General features: G+C 73.9%; 13 protein-coding genes. 3 read left to right on the forward strand and 10 right to left on the reverse strand.

Annotated features, from left to right (window positions below):
- Nucleotides 1-291 precede the first annotated feature (291 nt).
- Nucleotides 292-1,479, forward strand: coding sequence for a sensor domain-containing protein (locus tag AB0442_RS00645; protein WP_366159792.1), 1,188 nt, complete (start codon nt 292-294; stop codon nt 1,477-1,479).
- 296 nt (nt 1,480-1,775) lie between these two features.
- Here AB0442_RS00645 and AB0442_RS00650 read toward each other — a convergent pair whose 3' ends face one another.
- The 3 genes from AB0442_RS00650 to AB0442_RS00660 form a co-directional block, all read right to left on the reverse strand.
- Nucleotides 1,776-2,918, reverse strand: coding sequence for a glycosyltransferase (locus AB0442_RS00650; protein ID WP_366159793.1), 1,143 nt, complete (start codon nt 2,916-2,918; stop codon nt 1,776-1,778).
- The gene (locus AB0442_RS00655; RefSeq protein ID WP_366159794.1) at nt 2,915-5,854 is read right to left on the reverse strand and encodes a bifunctional glycosyltransferase family 2 protein/CDP-glycerol:glycerophosphate glycerophosphotransferase; all 2,940 of its coding nucleotides are present in this window, start codon (nt 5,852-5,854) and stop codon (nt 2,915-2,917) included. The genes AB0442_RS00650 and AB0442_RS00655 overlap by 4 nt, the downstream gene beginning before the upstream one ends.
- A gap of 192 nt (nt 5,855-6,046) precedes the next feature.
- Entirely contained in the window at nt 6,047-7,684 is a 1,638-nt protein-coding gene (locus AB0442_RS00660; protein ID WP_366159795.1) for a glycosyltransferase family 2 protein, read from the reverse strand.
- Between the two features lie 152 nt (nt 7,685-7,836).
- On the opposite strand from AB0442_RS00660, the gene galE reads away from it, so the two are divergent.
- On the forward strand, nt 7,837-8,811 hold the full coding sequence (galE, locus tag AB0442_RS00665; RefSeq protein ID WP_366159796.1) for a UDP-glucose 4-epimerase GalE: 975 nt from the start codon (nt 7,837-7,839) through the stop codon (nt 8,809-8,811).
- A gap of 28 nt (nt 8,812-8,839) precedes the next feature.
- Here the strand turns inward: galE and AB0442_RS00670 are convergent, their stop codons facing one another.
- On the reverse strand, nt 8,840-11,131 hold the full coding sequence (locus tag AB0442_RS00670) for a PQQ-binding-like beta-propeller repeat protein (protein ID WP_366159797.1): 2,292 nt from the start codon (nt 11,129-11,131) through the stop codon (nt 8,840-8,842).
- 424 nt (nt 11,132-11,555) lie between these two features.
- Here AB0442_RS00670 and AB0442_RS00675 point away from each other — a divergent pair, with 424 nt between their 5' ends.
- A complete protein-coding gene (locus AB0442_RS00675) occupies nt 11,556-12,197 on the forward strand; it encodes a TetR family transcriptional regulator (protein ID WP_344621391.1) in 642 nt (213 codons plus the stop codon).
- 189 nt (nt 12,198-12,386) lie between these two features.
- Here AB0442_RS00675 and AB0442_RS00680 read toward each other — a convergent pair whose 3' ends face one another.
- The 6 genes from AB0442_RS00680 to AB0442_RS00705 all read right to left on the reverse strand — a co-directional run bounded on the left by AB0442_RS00680 (nt 12,387) and on the right by AB0442_RS00705 (nt 18,266).
- Nucleotides 12,387-13,331 (reverse strand): beta-ketoacyl-ACP synthase III, encoded by a 945-nt coding sequence (locus tag AB0442_RS00680; protein ID WP_344621390.1) that lies wholly within the window; start codon nt 13,329-13,331, stop codon nt 12,387-12,389.
- 104 nt (nt 13,332-13,435) lie between these two features.
- The gene (locus AB0442_RS00685) at nt 13,436-14,371 is read right to left on the reverse strand and encodes a hypothetical protein (protein WP_366159798.1); all 936 of its coding nucleotides are present in this window, start codon (nt 14,369-14,371) and stop codon (nt 13,436-13,438) included.
- A gap of 236 nt (nt 14,372-14,607) precedes the next feature.
- Nucleotides 14,608-15,771: an aminofutalosine synthase MqnE gene (mqnE, locus tag AB0442_RS00690; protein WP_366159799.1), complete on the reverse strand. Its 1,164-nt coding sequence runs from the start codon at nt 15,769-15,771 to the stop codon at nt 14,608-14,610.
- 282 nt (nt 15,772-16,053) lie between these two features.
- Nucleotides 16,054-17,016: a threonine/serine dehydratase gene (locus AB0442_RS00695; RefSeq protein WP_366159800.1), complete on the reverse strand. Its 963-nt coding sequence runs from the start codon at nt 17,014-17,016 to the stop codon at nt 16,054-16,056.
- A gap of 27 nt (nt 17,017-17,043) precedes the next feature.
- The gene (locus AB0442_RS00700) at nt 17,044-17,505 is read right to left on the reverse strand and encodes an Lrp/AsnC family transcriptional regulator (RefSeq protein WP_344621386.1); all 462 of its coding nucleotides are present in this window, start codon (nt 17,503-17,505) and stop codon (nt 17,044-17,046) included.
- 119 nt (nt 17,506-17,624) lie between these two features.
- The gene (locus AB0442_RS00705) at nt 17,625-18,266 is read right to left on the reverse strand and encodes a UbiX family flavin prenyltransferase (protein WP_344621385.1); all 642 of its coding nucleotides are present in this window, start codon (nt 18,264-18,266) and stop codon (nt 17,625-17,627) included.
- Nucleotides 18,267-18,348: the final 82 nt, after the last annotated feature.

Consider the following 18,348-nt stretch of genomic DNA (forward strand, 5'->3'; position numbering starts at 1 on the left):
TCTCTTTACGCGCTCATAACCATTGCTCAGGCGTGAGTCTAAGTGCACCGCCCGTCTACTCCTGAACCCGCCCGATCCGCAAGACGCATGCTGGACACCCGCCCCGCCGGCACCACCCGGAGCGGGTGTCCCGGGGTGGGGTTAACCCCCGGGCGGGGACGGCGTCCACCCCCATGGCGGCGGCCCGCGGCGACCCGCGATGCTGGTCGGGCAGCGGACGGCGGGGCGCCGAGGGGGCGCCCGGTCCGCCGGCGGTGACGGGGCGAGGTCCGTCGGGAGGGCGGTGCACGGATGAAGGACCAGGTCGGCCAGGAGGAGGCGGCGGCCCGGCCCTCGCTGTACGGGCGGCCGCTGTGGCTCCAGGTGCAGCACATGCTGCTGAACCTGCCGCTCGGCATCGCCGGCTTCGTCTTCACGGTGGTGACGCTGTGCGTGGGCCTGGGCCTGGCGGTGACGGTGCTCGGCCTGCCGCTGCTGGCCGCGGGCCTGGCCGGCAGCCGGTGGCTGGGGGCGCTGGCCCGGCGGCGGGCCCGGGCCGCGCTGGGCTCGGACGTGCCGGAGGCCGCCCCGCTGGCGCCGGTCCGGCCGGGGCCGGCGGGCTGGGTGATCGCCTGCCTGACGGACGGGCTGAGCTGGCGCTCGGTGCTGTACGGGGTGCTGCTGCTGCCGTGGGGGATCATCGGCTTCGCCGTGACGCTGGTGCTCGTCCTGGTCGGCTGGCCGGTGCTGCCGTGGGCGATGCGGGGGCTGGCGGCGGTCGAGCGGATGCTGGTCGGGGTGCTGCTGTGCCCGAGCGCGCTGACCGAGCGGGTGCGGGAGCTGGAGGAGGACCGCGGCGCGGTGGTCGACACCGCGGCGGCGGACCTGCGCCGGATCGAGCGGGACCTGCACGACGGTGCCCAGGCCCGGCTGGTGGCGCTGGCGATGGACCTCGGCCTGGCCAAGGAGCGGCTCTCCGAGAGCACGACGCCCGAGGCGGTCGCGGGGGCCGCGCGGATGGTGGACGCGGCGCACGGCGAGGTGAAGCTGGCCCTGCGGGAGCTGCGCGACCTGGCCCGGGGCATCCACCCGGCGGTGCTCACCGACCGCGGGCTGGACGCGGCGCTCTCGGCGGTGGCGGCCCGCTGCACGGTGCCCGGCGGGGTGAAGGTGCACGTCGACCTGAAGGGGGCCGAGCGGCCGGACCCGGCGGTCGAGGGAATCGCCTACTTCACGGTCAGCGAGTTGCTCACCAACGTCTCCAAGCACGCCGGGGCGCGGACGGCGACGGTGGACGTCTGGCGGTCCGACGACCGGCTGATGCTGGTGGTGCAGGACGACGGCCGGGGCGGGGCCGACCCGCGCACGGGCAGCGGCCTGGCGGGGCTGGCCGAGCGGGTGGGCGCGGTGGACGGGGTGTTCCTGGTGGAGAGCCCGGCCGGCGGCCCGACCTCGGTGACGATCGAGCTGCCCTGGCGGACGCGGGCCGCACGGGTCTGACGGCGCCGATCGCCGGAGGGCCGGGCGTTGGAGGGCCCGGCAACCGCCACCCTTGCGCGGTGCGGTCGCCGGGCCCGGCCCCGGTGGCGGGGGTCAGCCGCCGGTCGGCACCCGGAGCCTCGGCCCGGTGGGGCGCGGGCCGGCCGGCGACGGTCGGGTGGGTTCCTTCTTCGGGCGCACCGGGGCTCCTCCCGAGGCTGTGCGCGGGCGCGACGGACGGGCCGACTTTGTCAGCATTTCAGCTGTATGTCCGAATCACCGCCGCGGCGCGCCCGAGCACGCCGCACCTGCCCGGCTCATGCCTCCAGCAGGGCGAACAGCTCCTCCCACCGGTCCAGCACCCGCTCCGGCGAGTACCGCACGATCGCCTCCCGGGCCCGCGCCCCCATGGTGTCGCGCAGCTCGTCGTCGTCCATCAGCCGGCCGAGCTGGCGGGCCAGCGCGGAGGTGTTGCCGACCGGGGCCAGCAGGCCGTCCTCGCCGTCCCGGACGATCTCGTGCACGCCCGGCGCGCAGTCGAAGGCCACGCAGGGCACGCCGCAGGCCATCGCCTCCATGAGCGAGATCGGGAAGCCCTCGCCGCGCGAGGAGAGCACGAAGATCCCGGCGCCGGCGAGCGCGCCGGGCACGTCGTCCGTCCGCCCGCAGAACTCGACCGAGTCGTCGAGGCCGAGGGCGGTGCACTGCGCGCGCAGCGCCTCCTCCTCCTCGCCGAGGCCGTAGACCTTCAGCCGCCAGCCCTCGCGGCCGCGGATCGCCTCGGCCCAGGTCTCCAGCAGAAGGTCGACGCCCTTCTCCTGGGCGAGCCGGCCGATCGAGACCACCGTGCGGGCGGCGGGGGCGGCCGTCTCCGGCACCGGGAAGGGCAGCGGGTTGGGGATGCCGCAGGTCGAGTTCATGCCCTGGCGGATCCAGGCGTCCGCGTCCTCGTCGGTGAGCACCACCAGGCGGTCGACGTCCGCGTAGTGGCGCTGCACCCGGCCGAACCGCGAGGAGGCCCGGCAGGTCTCGAAGGACTCGTGGCTCATGCCCACGACCTGGAGGCCCTTCAGGTCGGCGAGCGCCACCCACTCCATCGCCCAGACCTGGGTGACGATCACCACGGCGCCGGGCCGGGCGGCGCGGAACATCGCGCTCATCCGCTCGGCGGCCTCGCGCATCCCGGCCGCGCGGGCGGACTGCCGGCGGCGGGCCCCGACGTCCAGCCGCTGCCACGGGTAGGCGGGCGTCCAGGCGGCGGGCGGCTGGCCGTCGTACAGGGTGGTCATCCCGTACGGCAGGCCGTCGCCGAAGTCCTTGTGCAGCACGGCTGGGCAGATGCCGATCAGTTCGACCCGGTGGCCGCGGCCGGTCAGCAGCTCGGCCATCCGGTGCGACCAGCTGGCGACGCCGCCCAGTTCGTCGACGCTGTTGCTGACGATGAAGATGTCGCGGCTCACCGGCCGGCCTCCCGCTCCTGCTGGTCCTGCTGGTCCTGCTCGTCGTGCCCGGGGCGTGCGGCCGCCGGGGCCGGCCCGAACATCAGGTCGGCGATCCGGGCCGCGGCGTCGCCCCGGTCGTACTCGCCGTAGGCGGCGGCGAACTCCCGCCGCCGGTCTGCGTACTCCTTGCCGGTGGCCTCCAGCTCGTCCAGGGCCGCGTACAGCTCGCCGGCGTCGCGCAGCACCGGGCCGGGCGCCTCGCGCAGCAGGTCGAAGTAGGTGCCGCGGACGTCCTCGGCGTACTCCTCCCAGTCGTGGGCGAAGAACAGCATCGGCCGGTCGAGCAGCGCGTAGTCGAACATCAGGGACGAGTAGTCGGTGATCAGCGCGTCGGAGAGCAGGTACAGCGGGGTGACGTCCTGGACCTCGGAGACGTCGATCACCCGGCCGCGGACGGACGGCGGCAGCACCACCCGGTTCAGGTAGTGGCAGCGCACCAGCAGGGTGATCCGGTCGCCGAACCGCTCGGCGAACTCCTCGACGTCGAAGGGCAGCTCGAAGGCGCGGACCCTGCCGCGGGCGTCCGCGCGGAAGGTCGGCGCGTACAGCACCACCGGCTTGGTGAGGTCGATGCCGAGCTCGCCGGCGAGCTGCCGGTCCTTGCCCGCGTCCTCGCGCAGCAGAACGTCGTTGCGCGGGTAGCCGACCCGCAGCAGCCGCTCCTCGCCGATCCGGTACGCCGGCGCGAGGGTGCGCACGTCGTGCTCGGAGCGGACGACGAAGTGGTCGAAGCGGTTCAGCCCGGCCAGGTACTCGGCCTGCTGGACGGGCGTCTGCCGCTTCAGCGAGGCCAGGTCGAAGCCCATCTTCTTGAGCGCCGAGCCGTGCCAGGTCTGGATGTAGGTGGTCTCCGGGCGCTTGCGCAGCCGGTACGGGTAGCCCTGGTTGTCCACCCAGAACTCGGCCTGCGCCAGCGCCCGCAGGTACTTCCAGGACCAGCGGCGCACCAGGGCGGCGCCGGACGGGAAGCCCTCGGTCGACTTGGCGTACGACCAGACCGGCTTCATCGGCGCACCGCGGCGCACCAGCTCCTCGTAGACCGCGCGCGGGCTGTCGCTGAACTGCCGGCCCTGCTGGCTCTCGAAGACCACCTGGCCCTTGACCACGGGAAGCCGCTGCAGCAGCCGGTGGTAGACCTTCAGCTTGGTGTCGCCGCTGTTCAGGGTGCGCTTGAGCTGCAGCGCGCCGCGGGCGGTGCGCCGGGCCCGGTCGGCGGCGGTGTTGGCGAGCGCCGAGGCCTCGCCGCGCAGGGCCCGCTCGACGAGGTCGGTGCCGCGCCGGGCGGCCGCGCCCTCCGCCGCGATCTCGAAGGCTAGGTGGCCGCGGGCGGTGGCGTGCGGGGCCAGCCGGTCGCCGGTGAGCCGGGTCAGCCGGGGCCGGACGGCGGGGGCCGCCGCCGAGGCGAGGTCGAGGTCGCCGACGGTGAGCCGGGTGGTGGTGCGCTCGCCGTTGGCGGTCAACACGCAGCGGACGTCCCAGACGGCGTCCAGGATGCCGAGCGGGCGCAGCCGGCGGGCGAGGTCGGCGGTGGCGCGCCAGGCGATGCCGTCGCCGTCGTGCCGGACCTCGGCGACCGGGAAGGTGAACGACTTGAGGCCCTTGCGGCGCGGCGAGAACTCCAGCCGGGCGGCGAGCTTGGCGTCGGCGGGGATCCGGCCGAGCGGGTTGACGATCCGGCCGGCCAGCTCGACGCCCTGCGGCCCGGCCGCGTAGTGGGTGAGCCGGTTGCGCAGGAAGAGCTTGCGCAGCGGGGACGCGTGGTAGCCGTGCGCCGTGACGTCGAGCACCTTGCGGCCCTCGGGGTCGTCGAGGTGCTCGGCGCAGAAGTACACCCGGCCGTCCTGCTCGGTGAGCGGGGCGGCGAGCTTGTCCCGGTTGATCAGGGTGTCGACGGCGGGCAGCAGGTTGTCCCAGTCGTCCTGCCCGAGCAGGTAGGCGCAGATCCGCTGCGGGCTGCCGACCTCCTCGTACGCCTCCGGGGCGAGCCCGGCCAGGTAGCCGCGGGCGTGCTCGGCGAACTCCTTGCGGAAGTCCTCGGGCAGGAAGGGCAGGTCGCGCAGGTGCAGCACCAGGTCGTGCTTGAGGAACTTCACGTCCTTGCGGTACTTCAGCTCGACCATGCCGCGGTCGGCGAGCATCGCGTCGATCCGGCGGTGGATCTCCAGCCGGTCGGTGAAGTTGCGGATCTCGTGGCGGCGGTTGGAGAGCGAGCGCTCGCCCTTGGTCGGCGGGGCGACGTCCCACCAGTAGACCCGGTTGGGGATCAGGGTGATCCGCTCGGCGGCGAGGTACGCCTGCGAGGAGAAGAGCAGGTCCTCGTAGAGGATGCCGACCGGGAAGGTCAGCGCGTGCTCGGCGAGGAAGGTCCGGCGGTAGGCCTTGTTGGTGGAGAGGGTGTCCCAGACCAGCAGGTCGGGCAGCTCGGCGATCGACTCCAGGGTGCGGGTGCGCGAGTAGATCCACGGGTACCAGGCGTCGGTCTTGCCGTACCGGTTGCCGAGGAAGCGCCGCACGCTCAGGCCGGAGACCAGGTCGGCGCCGGTGCGGGAGCCAGCCTCGTACAGGTTGCGGGCGGCGTGCTCGGCGAGCTCGTCGTCGCTGTCCAGGAACATCACGTACTCGCCGCGGGCCTCGGCCACGCCGTGGTTGCGCGGGGCGCCGCAGCCGCCGCTGTTGGCGGGCAGTCGCAGGGCCCGCACCCGGCCCGGGTTCTCCTGCTCCAGCCGCCGGGCCACGGCGAAGCTGTCGTCGGTCGAACAGTCGTCGACGATCAGCACCTCCAGGCCGCGCAGCGACTGTCCGAGGGCGGAGGCCACCGCCCGGGGCAGCCGGGCGGCGTCGTTGTAGACGATCACGATGACGCTGACCAGCGGCTGCGCCTGACTGGAGGGCATGGACGGGGGTCCTTGTCGTCGGGTGGTGCTTGAGGGTGCGTGCTGAGGGTCTCCGACGCTGCCGCGGCGGCTCTGCCGATTGAGCCACGGCATCATGGGAATGGGATGAATTCTCCCACCGCGCGGGGAGTGCCCCGTCCCGCGGGCGCCCCGACGGCCGTCGCACGCCCGGCCGGGGCGGGCCGTTCGCCCTCAGCCGAGGCGGGCCAGCACCCGGCGCAGCCGGGCCCGGACGACCTCCCAGCCGCCGCGCACCCCGTCGGCGACCCGCATCCCGAGCTCGCCGTTGGTCGTCCCGTACGCCTGGACGAGGGCGAGGCGCAGCAGCGGCCGGTACACGACGGCGTGCCGCTTGCCGAGGCCCGGGGCGCGGACGGCGGTGGCGGCGCGGTCACCGTTCTCGAAGCCCAGCACGACCCGCAGCGACCAGGCGGTCATCTCGCCGACGTCGCGCAGTTCGAAGGCGTCCACGGTGGTCTCGGCCGTCCAGCCGCCGTCGGGGTGCGCGTCCAGCTCCAGGGCGCGGCCGACGGTGAGCGGCGGGCCGAGCCGGGTGCGCAGCTCCAGGCGGGCGTGGACCGGGCGGGCGGCGGAGGCCAGCCCGTACGGGTCGTGCAGCCGCAGCCGGACGCTGCAGACCGGGCCGAGCCGGACGGTGCCGTCGACGGCCAGCGGCAGCCCGGCCGGGGGCAGCTCGTCGAGGCCGGTGAGCGGCACTCCGTCGACCAGGACGGGGCGGCCGTCCTCGTCGGCGAGGTAGGGCGGGGCGAGCCGGGGCGGGGCGGCGGCGAGCTCGCAGGCGCGGGCCAGGTCGGTGCCCTCGACCGGTTCGGGGCGGGCCAGCAGCAGTTCGCTCAGCCAGCGGCCTGCCGGGGTGGCGCCGCGCAGCGGGGCGGGGCCGAAGCCGGCCAGGTGGGTGCGGGCGATCCGCCACCAGGCGGCGCGGTAGGCGGCGGGCTTCTGCCGCAGTTCGCGGATGTACATCCGCAGGTCGTGGTCGATGAACTTGGTGCGGGCGGCGTCCGCGAGGTCCGGCTCGCCGGCCTCGGCGAGGATCCGCACCACATCGGCGTGCGCGTCCACCCGGTCCTGCCAGTTGCGGACCTCGTCGCGGCGGAGCGAGATGGACTGGCGGCCGGCCTCCCGGCGGACGTGCCACAGGTAGACGGTGTCGCCGACGGCGACCAGCCGCGGCCGGGCCGCGTACAGCCGGGCGGTGAAGACGAAGTCCTCGTAGTGCACCGGGCCCTCGGCGAACCTCACCTGGTGCTTGTCGAGGAAGTCCCGCTGGTAGAGCTTGTTCACGCAGAGGGTGTCGCGGAGGAACTCGGGGCGCTCGTCGATGCCCTCGTAGCGGCGGGCCGGGGCGCCGGCCGCGGGGAAGAGGTCGCGCTGCCAGGGGGTGTCGGTGCCGGCGGGCAGCTCGCGGCGGACGCAGACCCCGGCGACCACCTCGGCCTGCTCGGCGACGGCGGTCCGCAGCAGCGTCCGGGCGGCGTCGGGGGCGAGCACGTCGTCGCTGTCGAGCAGCATGACGTACGGCGAGCGGGCCGCGGCGAGGCCCTGGTTGCGGGGGGTGCCGCAGCCGCCGCTGTTCTCCGTGCGAGTGATCACTCTCACGCGGGGGTCGGCGGCGGCGAGCCTGGCCAGGCGTTCGGGTGTGGCGTCGGTGGAGGCGTCGTCGACGACGATCACCTCGGCCACGGAGTCCCCCTGGGCGAGCGCCGAGCGCACCGCAGCGGTGATGTGCGCGGCGTCGTCGAAGACGATCACCACGACGCTGACCTGGGGTGACGTGCTGGGCGCCGTGCCGGGAGTGCTGGCGGTCATCCCGCGACCTGCTCCTCCCGCTGACGATAACCGCCTGCGATCGTACCGGACCGTACTTATCGGGGTGTCGGACAACTCGACTCGAACACGCCCGGCCCGCACCGGCCGCCGGTCACCGGGGTTTCGAACGGGTGCCGCATAGGATCTCGGGCATGACTTGGTTGATCACGGGCGGCGCCGGTTACATCGGCGGACATGTCGTGCGGCAGCTGGCGGAGGCCGGCGAGCGGGTGGTCGTCCTCGACGACCTCAGCTCCGGTTCGGCCCACCGGCTGCCCGCCGGGGTGCCGCTGGTGGTCGGTTCGACGCTCGACCGGGAGCTGCTGGACGCGGCCGTCCGCGAGCACGGCGTCACCGGGGTGCTGCACGTCGCGGCCAAGAAGCAGGTCGGCGAGTCGGTGGCGGAGCCGCTGCTCTACTACCGGGAGAACGTCGAGGGCCTGCGGACGGTGCTGGAGGCGGCCGTCGCGGGCGGCGTCCGCAAGGTGCTGTTCTCCTCCTCCGCCGCGGTCTACGGCATGCCGGACACCGACCTGGTGACGGAGTCCACCCCGTGCGAGCCGATCAACCCGTACGGCGAGACCAAGCTGATCGGCGAGTGGCTGCTGGCCGCGGCCGCGAAGGCGCACGGGCTGTCGGCGGTCTCGCTGCGGTACTTCAACGTGGCCGGCGCGGCCTCGCCGGAGCTGGCCGACGACGGGGTCACCAACCTGGTGCCGATGGTCTTCCAGCGGCTCACCGACGGCCTGCCGCCGCTGGTCTTCGGCGACGACTACCCGACCCCGGACGGCACCTGCATCCGGGACTACATCCACGTGGAGGACGTGGCGGCCGCGCACCTGGCCGCCGTCCGCCGGCTGGACGCGGCCGGGGAGCCGGTGAGCCTGACCCTGAACATCGGCCGCGGCGAGGGCGTCTCCGTCCTCGGCATGCTGGACGCGATCGCCCGGATCACCGGCCTCGCGGTGGAGCCCGAGGTCACCCCGCGCCGCGCGGGCGACCCGGCCCGGGTGGTCGCCGCGGCCGACCTCATCCACAAGGAGCTGGACTGGTCGGCGCGGTACGGCGTCGACGACATGATCGAGTCCGCCTGGGCGGGCTGGCGGGCCCGCCACCCGGGGCTGTGACGGGCCGGCCCCGGGGTCTTTCTGCGTCCTACTGCGGCACCGCGGTGCCGTAGTAGGAGTCCAGCGCGTAGACGCAGCGGTCCTTGCTGCCCGCGAACACCCGTCCCGCGACGGCCACCGGCGAGCCGGTGAGCTCGCCCTTGGTGCCGAGCTCCCAGCGGAGCCGGCCGGTGGCGAGGTCCACGGTGTGCAGCGAGTGGTCCCGGCTGCCCAGGTGCACCAGGCCGTCGGCGACGGCCGGGGAGCCGACGATCTCGCCGCGGGCGGCGTACCGCCAGCGCTCCCGCCCGGTGGCGGTGTCGAAGGCGTGGAGGGTCTCCCCCGAGCCGAGCAGCACGGCGCCGTCGGCGACCACGGCGGGCTCGGCGCCCTGCCGGCTGCCCGTCCGCCCGCGCCAGCGCTCCCGCCCGGTGGCGAGGTCGACGGCGTGGAGCGTGCCGAGGTAGTCGGCGACGTACGCGGCGCCGGCGTCCAGCGCGGGTGGTGTGAACAGCACCACGGGCGCGTCGAAGCGCCAGCGCTCGGCGCCGGTGGCGGCGTCCAGGGCGTACACCCGGGGGCCGGCCGTGACGTACAGCACGCCGCCGCGCTCGACCGGGCGGGAGGGCACGTCCTCGCCGACCGGCACGGACCAGCGCAGCCCGCCGCCCCGCGGGTCGACGCAGCGCAGCCGCCCGCCGCCGTAGTAGTAGGCGCAGCCGCCGACCAGGGCGGGCCCGGACTGCGGGTTCTCGTAGTCCTGCTGGGCGTCGTCGGCGCGCCACAGCTCCGCGCCGTTGGCGGCCGAACGCAGTTGCACGCCGCCGCCCCTGATGCCGCAGCAGAGCACCCCGTCGGCGGCGTCCAGCGAGTAGACCCAGCCGTCGAGGGAGTTGCGCCAGCGCTCGGTGCCGTCGGCGACGTCCACGGTGTAGAGGTGCGGGCCGTCGGCGGCGTGCACCCGGCCGTCGGCGACCGCGAGCGCCCAGGCGACGTCGCGGGTCTTCCAGCGCCGCTCGCCGGAGGCGATGTCCAGGGCGTGCACCTCGAAGCTGGAGACGAAGAGCGTGCCGTCGGCGACCACCGGGGTGCCCCAGACGTCGTTGGACATCCGGAACCGCCAGGGCCGCCAGCGCGGCACCGGGGCGGGCGCCGGGACGGGTGCGCGGCGGACCCAGTCGGTGGCCGCGGGCGCGGCCGGCGCGGCGGCCGACTGCCCGGCCACGGACTGGTCGGCGCGCGGGCCCGGCCCTATCCGGACGGGTCCGCCGGAGAGCCGGACCTCCTCCTGCCGGGCGGGCCGGCGGCCGGGCGCCATCCGCTCGGTGGCGGCCTCGCCTCCGAGCGAACCGTTGCCCCGGCTGTCGGCCGGGGGCGCGGACGGCTGCGGCGGCAGCACCGGCGGCACGGGCGGCGGGGCGACGGGGGGCGCGACCGGCGGGGCGAGCGAGCGGCGGCCGCGCTTCTGCTCGATCAGCTGCAGCGCGCTGGGCGGCAGCCAGTCGCCGGCGTCGCCGAGGGCGTCGTCCCGGGAGAACAGGTGCGGGGCGAGCTCGGCCTGGATCTGCGCGGGCGTCGGCCGGTGCTCCGGCGCGGGCCGCATGCAGGCCCGGACGAGGTCGGCCAGCTCGATCGGCAGCCCGGACAGGTCCGGCTGCTCGCGCAGCAGCTGGAACACCGTCTCGACCGGGTTGGCGCCGCGGTACGGGGGGTGGCCGGTGGCGCAGAAGACCAGCAGCGAGCCGAGCGAGAAGACGTCGCTGGCGCCGGTGACGCTGCGGCTGTCGCGGGCCTGCTCGGGCGACATGTACGCCGGGGTGCCGACCGCGACGTTGGTCATGGTGAGCCGGGTGTGCGAGACGCCGGCGGCGATGCCGAAGTCGATCACCCGCGGGCCGTCCTCGACCACCAGCACGTTGGACGGCTTGAGGTCGCGGTGGACGAGGCCGGCGGCGTGGATCGACTGGAGCGCCTCGGCGATGCCGGCGACCAGCCAGCGCACCGCGTCCACCGGCAGCGGACCGCAGTGGTTGACCAGGTCCTCCAGCGAGGGCGCCGGCACGTACGCGGTGGCGAGCCAGGGCACCCGGGCGTCGGCGTCGGCGTCGACCACGGCGGCGGTGTAGAAGCCGCCGACCGTCTTGGCGGCGGCGATCTCGCGGGCGAAGCGGACCCGGAACAGGTCGTCCTCGGCCAGCTCGGTGCGCACGGTCTTGATGGCGACCCTCCGGCCCGATGCGGAGCGCGCCAGGTAGACCAGCCCCATCCCGCCCGCGCCGAGCCGTCCCAGCACCTCGAAGGGCCCGATCCGCCTTGGATCGTGCGCCGTCAGCTGGTCCACTGAGCTGCCACCTCCCCGTTGTGCCGTCCCCCGTCCGGGGTGCGCACCCGATTCTCCAATGCCCACCCCCCGGGAGCCAATCTCCCCCGCCCGCGCCGCGCGGGGCAGGCCGTTCCGGACGGGCCGCGTCCGCTCCGGACGTGCGCCCGGCGCCGCCCCGGGCGGGCCCGGACACGCCCCGGACGCGACCGCGCACGGGCCGGCCGACCCCTCCGGCGGAGCCGGGTCCGACCGCCGCGGCGATCACTGCCTGTCATCCGACCACCCCTCAGCAGACCGGTCGTCACGCTGTGGGGTCATCAGTGCACGGGGGGGCTACAACAGGAGCGCTGAATATCCGTCCGGGCGCTCCATTACCGCCACGAGCGGCCTAATTGTCGCATCACCGAATCGCGCCAAGATCGTGCCACGGTAAGCTGACGGCATGACAGGACAAGTTCGCACCGTCGACGGTCGCGTCGCCGGGCGACGCGGACAGGAGACGCGGCAGAAGCTGCTCGACTGCCTCCGCGAGATGCTCAGCACGTCGCCTTACCGGGACGTCAAGGTCATCGACGTCGCCCGTATGGCGGGTACCTCCCCCGCGACCTTCTACCAGTACTTCCCGGATGTCGAGGGCGCTGTCCTCGAGATCGCAGAGGAAATGGCCGAGGACAGCGGCGGGCTCAAAGAGCTCGTCGAAGGAAAGTCCTGGGCGGGAAAGACCGGCGCCGCCACTTCGGAAGAACTGGTGGACGGTTTCCTCGCCTTCTGGCGCAAGAACGATGCCATTCTTCGAGTGGTCACTCTCGGTGCTGCCGAGGGGGACAAACGGTTCTTCAAGATCCGGATGAAGGTGCTCAACTCGGTGGTCGCCCCGCTCACCGAGGCCGTCCGGTCGAACCAGGGCAAGACCGACAAGACGATCGATCCGGCCGCCGTGGCGGGCTCGCTGGTCTCCCTGCTCGCCTCCGCGGCGGAGCACCAGAAGGCCTTCACCTCGTGGGGCGTGAAGGTGAAGGACCTCAAGCCCAACCTGGCCCTCCAGGTCTACCTGGGCGTCGCCGGCAAGAAGCCGCCCAAGTAGCCCGCTCCACCACCGTCCACCTCGCACGTTCGCCCCGGCCTCCTGTCCGGGGCGTGGCGGGCGGCGGCCGTGTCCTCGGGGGAGGTTCGCCGACGCACCGTGACGTGCCCGAGCAGCAGTGGGGCGCCGGAATCCGCGGATTCCGGCGCCCCACTGCTGTCCGTCCGGGTCGGACGCGCGCCCGGCGTGCTACGGGCAGCGCACCACCTGGCCGGCGTACGCCAGACCGCCGCCGAAGCCGAACAGCAGCACCGGGTCGCCCGAGCGCAGTTCCCCGCGCTCGACGAGCTTGCTGAGGGCGAGCGGGATCGAGGCGGCCGAGGTGTTGCCGGAGTCCACCACGTCACGGGCGATCACCGCGTCCGGGGCGGTGCCGAGCTTGGCCGCGATGGCGTCGATGATCCTCAGGTTGGCCTGGTGCGCGACGAAGCCGCGCAGCTCCGACGGGTCCAGCCCGGCCTTGAGGCAGGTCTCGCGGGCCAGCGGGGCGATCCGGGTGGTGGCCCAGCGGAACACCGCCTGGCCCTGCTGGCTGATGGTCGGGTCCCAGCCGGTGATGACCACCGCGTCGCCCTTCGCGGGCTCCGAGCCCCACACGACCGGGCCGATGCCGGCCTGCTCGTCGGGGACGGCCTCCACCACCGCCGCGCCGGCCCCGTCGCCGAAGATCACGCAGGTGGAGCGGTCCGTCCAGTCGATGGTGTCGGACATCCGCTCGGCGCCGATCACCAGGGCCCGGGTCGCCGCGCCGGCCCGCAGCGCGTGGTCGGCGGTGGCCAGCGCGTACGAGAAGCCCGAGCAGACGGTGTTGATGTCGTACGCGGCCGGGGCGGTGATGCCGAGCCGGGCGGCGACCGCGGCGGCGGTGTTGGGGCTGCGCTCGACCGCCGTGCAGGTGGCGACCACCACGAGGTCGACCTCGTGGGCCTGGCGCCCGCTCGCGGCGAGCGCCTTCTGCGCGGCCTCGGCGGCGAGGTCGACGAGTGTCTCGTCGACCGCGATGTGCCTGGTGCGGATGCCCACCCTGGAGCGGATCCACTCGTCGTCGGTGTCGACCAGCTTCGCCAGGTCGTCGTTGGTGAGGACCTTGGGCGGCTGGTAGTGGCCGAGCGCCACGATGCGGGAGGCGGTCATACATCAACTCAACCGGGTTACCCATCAGTCGCCCGGTGACGCACCGGAACAGTATCCGGGGAGTTTGGCTGTAGAAGGGTGACAAATCCCCGCAAACCGCAGGGTCAGACGGCCAGTGCCGCGGCGTCGCCCATCGCGATGACCGGGTGGGCGGCAGGGTCGAGGGCGCGGATCAGCTCGATCATGTTCGCCTCGGGCAGCGAGACGCAGGCGTGCGTGGGGCCGCCGTGGTCGACGTGCAACCAGACGCCGCCGCCCTTGGCCTTGCCCTCGGGCGACGCGGTGTCCAGCGGGGAGCGGCCGGCCACCCTGTTGTAGTTGATCGCCACCACGTAGTCGAAGGAGCCGGCCAGCGGCTCGCCGTTGAAGCCCTTGCCGCCGACCACGAAGTTCGGGTCCTTGTCGTAGGGCAGCCTGCTGCCCGGGTCGGCCTTGCGGCCGCCGGCGTCGGTGAGGCCGAAGACGCCGATCGGGCTGTGCAGGTCGCCGGACCGCTTCTCCGCGGACCAGCCCTTGTAGCCGTTGTGGGCCGCCCACGCCTGACCGGCCCGCCAGCGACCGTCCGGGGTGCGCGTCCAGAGCGTGACGACGGTGTCGGCGGAGTCCTTGTCCTTGCCGGAGGCGACCACGACCTGCTTGGTCTCGGCCGGGATCTTGGCGAGGAAGGACGGGCCGAGACCCGGGATCGTCGCGACCGTCCCGTCGGTGCGGTCGGAGCGGTCCGCGGTGGACGGGCCCTCGGTGTGGCCGCCGGCCGACAGCGGGGCGATGTCGGCGTGCGTGGTGTCGGCCTCGGGCCGCTCGGCCGCGCCGGCACTGGTGAACGAGGGGAGGGACCGGCCCTGGCCGACCGTGAACCAGCCGGCCGTGGCGGCCAGCAGCACCGCCGTACCGCCCATCAGGGCCTTGCCGCCGCGGCGCTTCGGCTTGGCCTTCCGCCGGTGTCCGCGCGGCCGTGGTGCCTGACCGTCCGCACTGCTGCGGGGACCCGGCACGTCGGCCGGGTGGACGTGGCTGGTGGCGCGATGGGAACCGGACATGGGGACGATCCTCCCAAAGTCCCGGGCCTGGAAGAAACCCGGGGCGTGTGGTGAGCCTGTGAGCATACGCGGTCGGCGGGGCGCCAGTGGAAAGGCTGCGCCGATCGGACAAACCCCGCAGGGGTGTTGTCGCGGCCGGGGCGCGCGGGCGCCGGACACGCGCCGGGGCCCGTCGGCTCGGTGCCGACGGGCCCCGGTGCGGCGGCGTGGCACGGCCGCCCGCGACTGGCGGGGTGTCAGAGGCGCATCGCCTGCGGCGTCTCCCGGCGGGACAGGTCCGGGCCGTCGTACTCGCGGATGACCTCGTAGCGGGTGTTCCGCTCGACCGGGCGGAAGCCCGCGTCGCGGATCAGGTCGAGCAGGTCGTCACGGCCGAGCTTGTTCGGCGTGCCGAAGTTGTCCGCGTCATGGGTGATCTTGTACTCGACGACCGAGCCGTCCATGTCGTCGGCGCCGTGGCTGAGCGCCAGCTGCGCGGTGGTGACGCCGTGCATCACCCAGAACACCTTGACGTGCTGGACGTTGTCGAAGAGCAGCCGGGAGACCGCGAAGGTCTTCAGCGCCTCGGCCCCGGTGGCCATCTCGGTGCGGTCCATCAGCCGGTTGCGCACGACGCCGTCCTTGGAGTCGTGGAAGTCGTGCTGGTAGCGCAGCGGGATGAAGACCTGGAAGCCGCCCGTCTCGTCCTGCAGCTCGCGCAGCCGCAGCACGTGGTCGACCCGGTGCCGGGGCTCCTCGATGTGGCCGTACAGCATGGTGCACGGGGTCTTGAGACCCTTCTCGTGCGCCAGGCGGTGGATCCGCGACCAGTCCTCCCAATGGGTGGCGTGGTCCACGATGTGCTGACGGACCTCCCAGTCGAAGATCTCCGCGCCGCCGCCGGTGAGCGACTCCAGACCGGCGTCGATCAGTTCGTCGAGGATCTCGCTCGCCGTCAGACCGCTGATCTTCTCGAACCAGTGGATCTCGGTGGCGGTGAAGGCCTTCAGCGAGACGTTCGGCAGCGCGGCCTTCAGCTCGCGCAGCGAGCGCGGGTAGTAGCGCCAGGGCAGCGTCGGGTGCAGGCCGTTGACGATGTGCAGCTCGGTGAGGGACTCGACCTCCATGGCCTTGGCCAGGCGGACGGCCTCCTCGATGCGCATGGTGTACGCGTCCTTCTCGCCCGGCTTGCGCTGGAAGGAGCAGTACGCGCAGGAGGCGCTGCACACGTTGGTCATGTTGAGGTGGCGGTTGACGTTGAAGTGGACGACGTCGCCGTTCTTCTGCGTCCGCACGTGGTGGGCGAGACCGCCCAGCCAGGCCAGGTCGTCGCTCTCGTAGAGCGCGATGCCGTCCTCGCGGGTGAGCCGCTCGCCCGCGTAGACCTTCGCCTCCAGCTCGCGCTTCAGCCCTGCGTCCATGCGGTGACCCCGCCTCTCGTACCTGCCGAAACAATGCCGGAACCGAGCCTACGCCTCGGTATGCGGGGCCCGGCCACAGGGGCGCGGGGAACTGCGCGATTCGGATGCGGGCCACCGTACGGACCGGGGGCGAGCCCGGTTCCTTCGGGAATGCCGCTCCCGAATTGCGCAGTTCCCCGCGCCCCTGAGTGGGTGCCGGATTCGCCAGGACCACCGCCCCGGACTGCGCAGTTCCCCCGGCCCTTCGGCCGATGGGCGCCGCCGCATGCCCCCGGGGACCGCTCAGCGGGCGAGCAGCTCGCTGAGGAGGGCCGGGTCGAGGTTGCCGCCGCTGACCACGGCCGCGGCGACCCGGCCGCCGACCTCGGAGGCGCGGTGGAACCATGCGGCGGGGGCGACCGCGCCGGACGGCTCGGCGACCAGCCGGCCGCGGCGGGCCAGCAGGGCGACGGTGTCGCGGATCTCGTCCTCGGTGACGGTGACGATGTCGTCCACGTACGCCTGCAGGTGCCGGAAGGGCAGCTTGCCGACCGAGGGGGTGCGTAGGCCGTCCGCGACGGTGCGGTAGGTGTCGGCGACCGGCCAGGCGAGGTGCTCGCCGGCCCGCAGGCTGGCCTGCGCGTCGGCGGCGAGTTCGGGTTCGACGCCGACGATCCGCACGCCCGGGCAGGCGAGCTTGAGCGCGGCTGCGGTGCCGGAGATCAGGCCGCCGCCGCTGACCGGCACCAGCACGGTGTCCAGCTCGTCGGGGGCGTCCTCGGCGATCTCCAGGCCGACGGTGCCCTGGCCGGCGATGACGTGGCGGTCGTCGTACGGGGGCACCCAGACGTAGCCGTGCTTCTCGACCAGCTCGGCGGGCAGGGTGTCGCGCTCGTGCGGCGGGACGAGGACGACCTCGGCGCCGAAGCCGCGGGTGTTCTCGACCTTCACCGCCGGGGAGGTGTCCGGCATCACGATGACGGCCTTGATGCCGAGCAGTCCGGCCGCGTAGGCGACCGCCTGCGCGTGGTTGCCGCTGGACTGGGCGACCACGCCGCGCGCCCGCTCCTCGGCGGTCAGCGCCGCGAGCCGGTTGTAGGCGCCGCGGATCTTGAACGCGCCGGTCGGCTGGAGGCTCTCCGGCTTGAGCCAGAGGCGGCGCTCGCCGTCCGCCGCCCACGGACAGGGCAGCAGGGGGGTCCGTACGGCCACCCCGGCGATCCGCCGCTGCGCGGCGCGCAGCTCCTCCAGTCCGACCAGCGTCATCGTGTCACTCCTCCGTCGTCCGCGGGGTCACTCGCCGGAGCCCAGCGGCAGGTCGCTGACCCGGCTCTCCCACTTGGTGGACAGTACGACGGTCGTACGGGTGCGGGCCACGCCCTTGGTGCCGGAGATCCGCTTGACGACCGATTCCAGCCCCTCCACGTCCGGGACGCGCACCTTGAGCATGTACGAGTCGTCGCCGGCGATGAACCAGCAGTCCTCGACCTCGGAGAGGTCCTTGAGGCGGTGGGCGACGTCCTCGTGGTCGGCGGCGTCGGTGAGCTGGAGACCGATCAGGGCGGTCACGCCGAAGCCCAGCGACGCCGGGTTGACGGTGGCGCGGTAGCCGGTGATCACCCCGGCCTGCTCCAGCCGGTTGATGCGGTCGGTGACGCTCGGACCCGACAGGCCGACCAGTCGGCCGAGCTCCGCGTACGAGGCGCGGCCGTTCTCCCGCAGTGCCTGGATGAGCTGTCTGTCCACTGTGTCCATATACCTGCCAGCGCCCTTCCGAACCTCACCGGACCCGAGATCATTATCCGGATTCGAAGGCGGCGTACGCCCGTCAACCCGGATATCGCAATGAACATACTCTCCCGATCCGCACGGTCTCACTCTGCCTTGGCCGCAGCGCCCAGTTCGCCGTCCCAGCGGCGGTAGAGCGCGTGCGGCACGCCGACCGCGTCGAGCACCCGGCCGGCCACGAAGTCGACCAGTTCGCGGGCGGTGGAGCCACCCGCGTAGAAGCCCGGCGAGGCGGGCAGCACCACGGCGCCCTGCGCGTCCAGCTCGACCAGGTGCTTCAACGTCACCCCATTGAGGGGTGTCTCGCGCAGGCACACCACCAGCGGGCGACGCTCCTTCAGGGTGACGGCGGCGGCCCGCTGCAGCAGGTCCTTGCTGAGGCCGAGCGCGATGCCGGCCACCGCGCCGGTGGTCGCCGGGACGACCAGCATGCCCTTGGCCGGGTAGGAGCCGGAGGACGGGCCGGCCGCGAAGTCGCCGGCCGACCAGTGGCGCACGCCGTCGAGGTCGTCGGTGCCGATCCAGCGGGCCAGGTCCTCGCGCCAGTGGGCGTCCCGGTAGGCGATGCCGGTCTCGTCGAGGATGGTCAGCCGGGCGGCGCGGGAGACCACCAGGTCGACCGCCTCGCCGGCGGCGAGGAGCGCCCGGATCACCGACGCCGCGTACGGCGTCCCGGACGCGCCGGACACCCCCACCACCCACGGCCTGCGCACCTGCGAATCGTTCATGCTCCGACCCTAGGCCGTGGGGCGCCGGGGGCGGAGCAGTGGCCCGGGAGCGCTGCGCCGGGCGGGCCGGGCGGGGCAGGAT

Source organism: Kitasatospora sp. NPDC085895 (assembly GCF_040702125.1).
GTDB classification, from domain to species: Bacteria; Actinomycetota; Actinomycetes; order Streptomycetales; family Streptomycetaceae; genus Kitasatospora; species Kitasatospora arboriphila.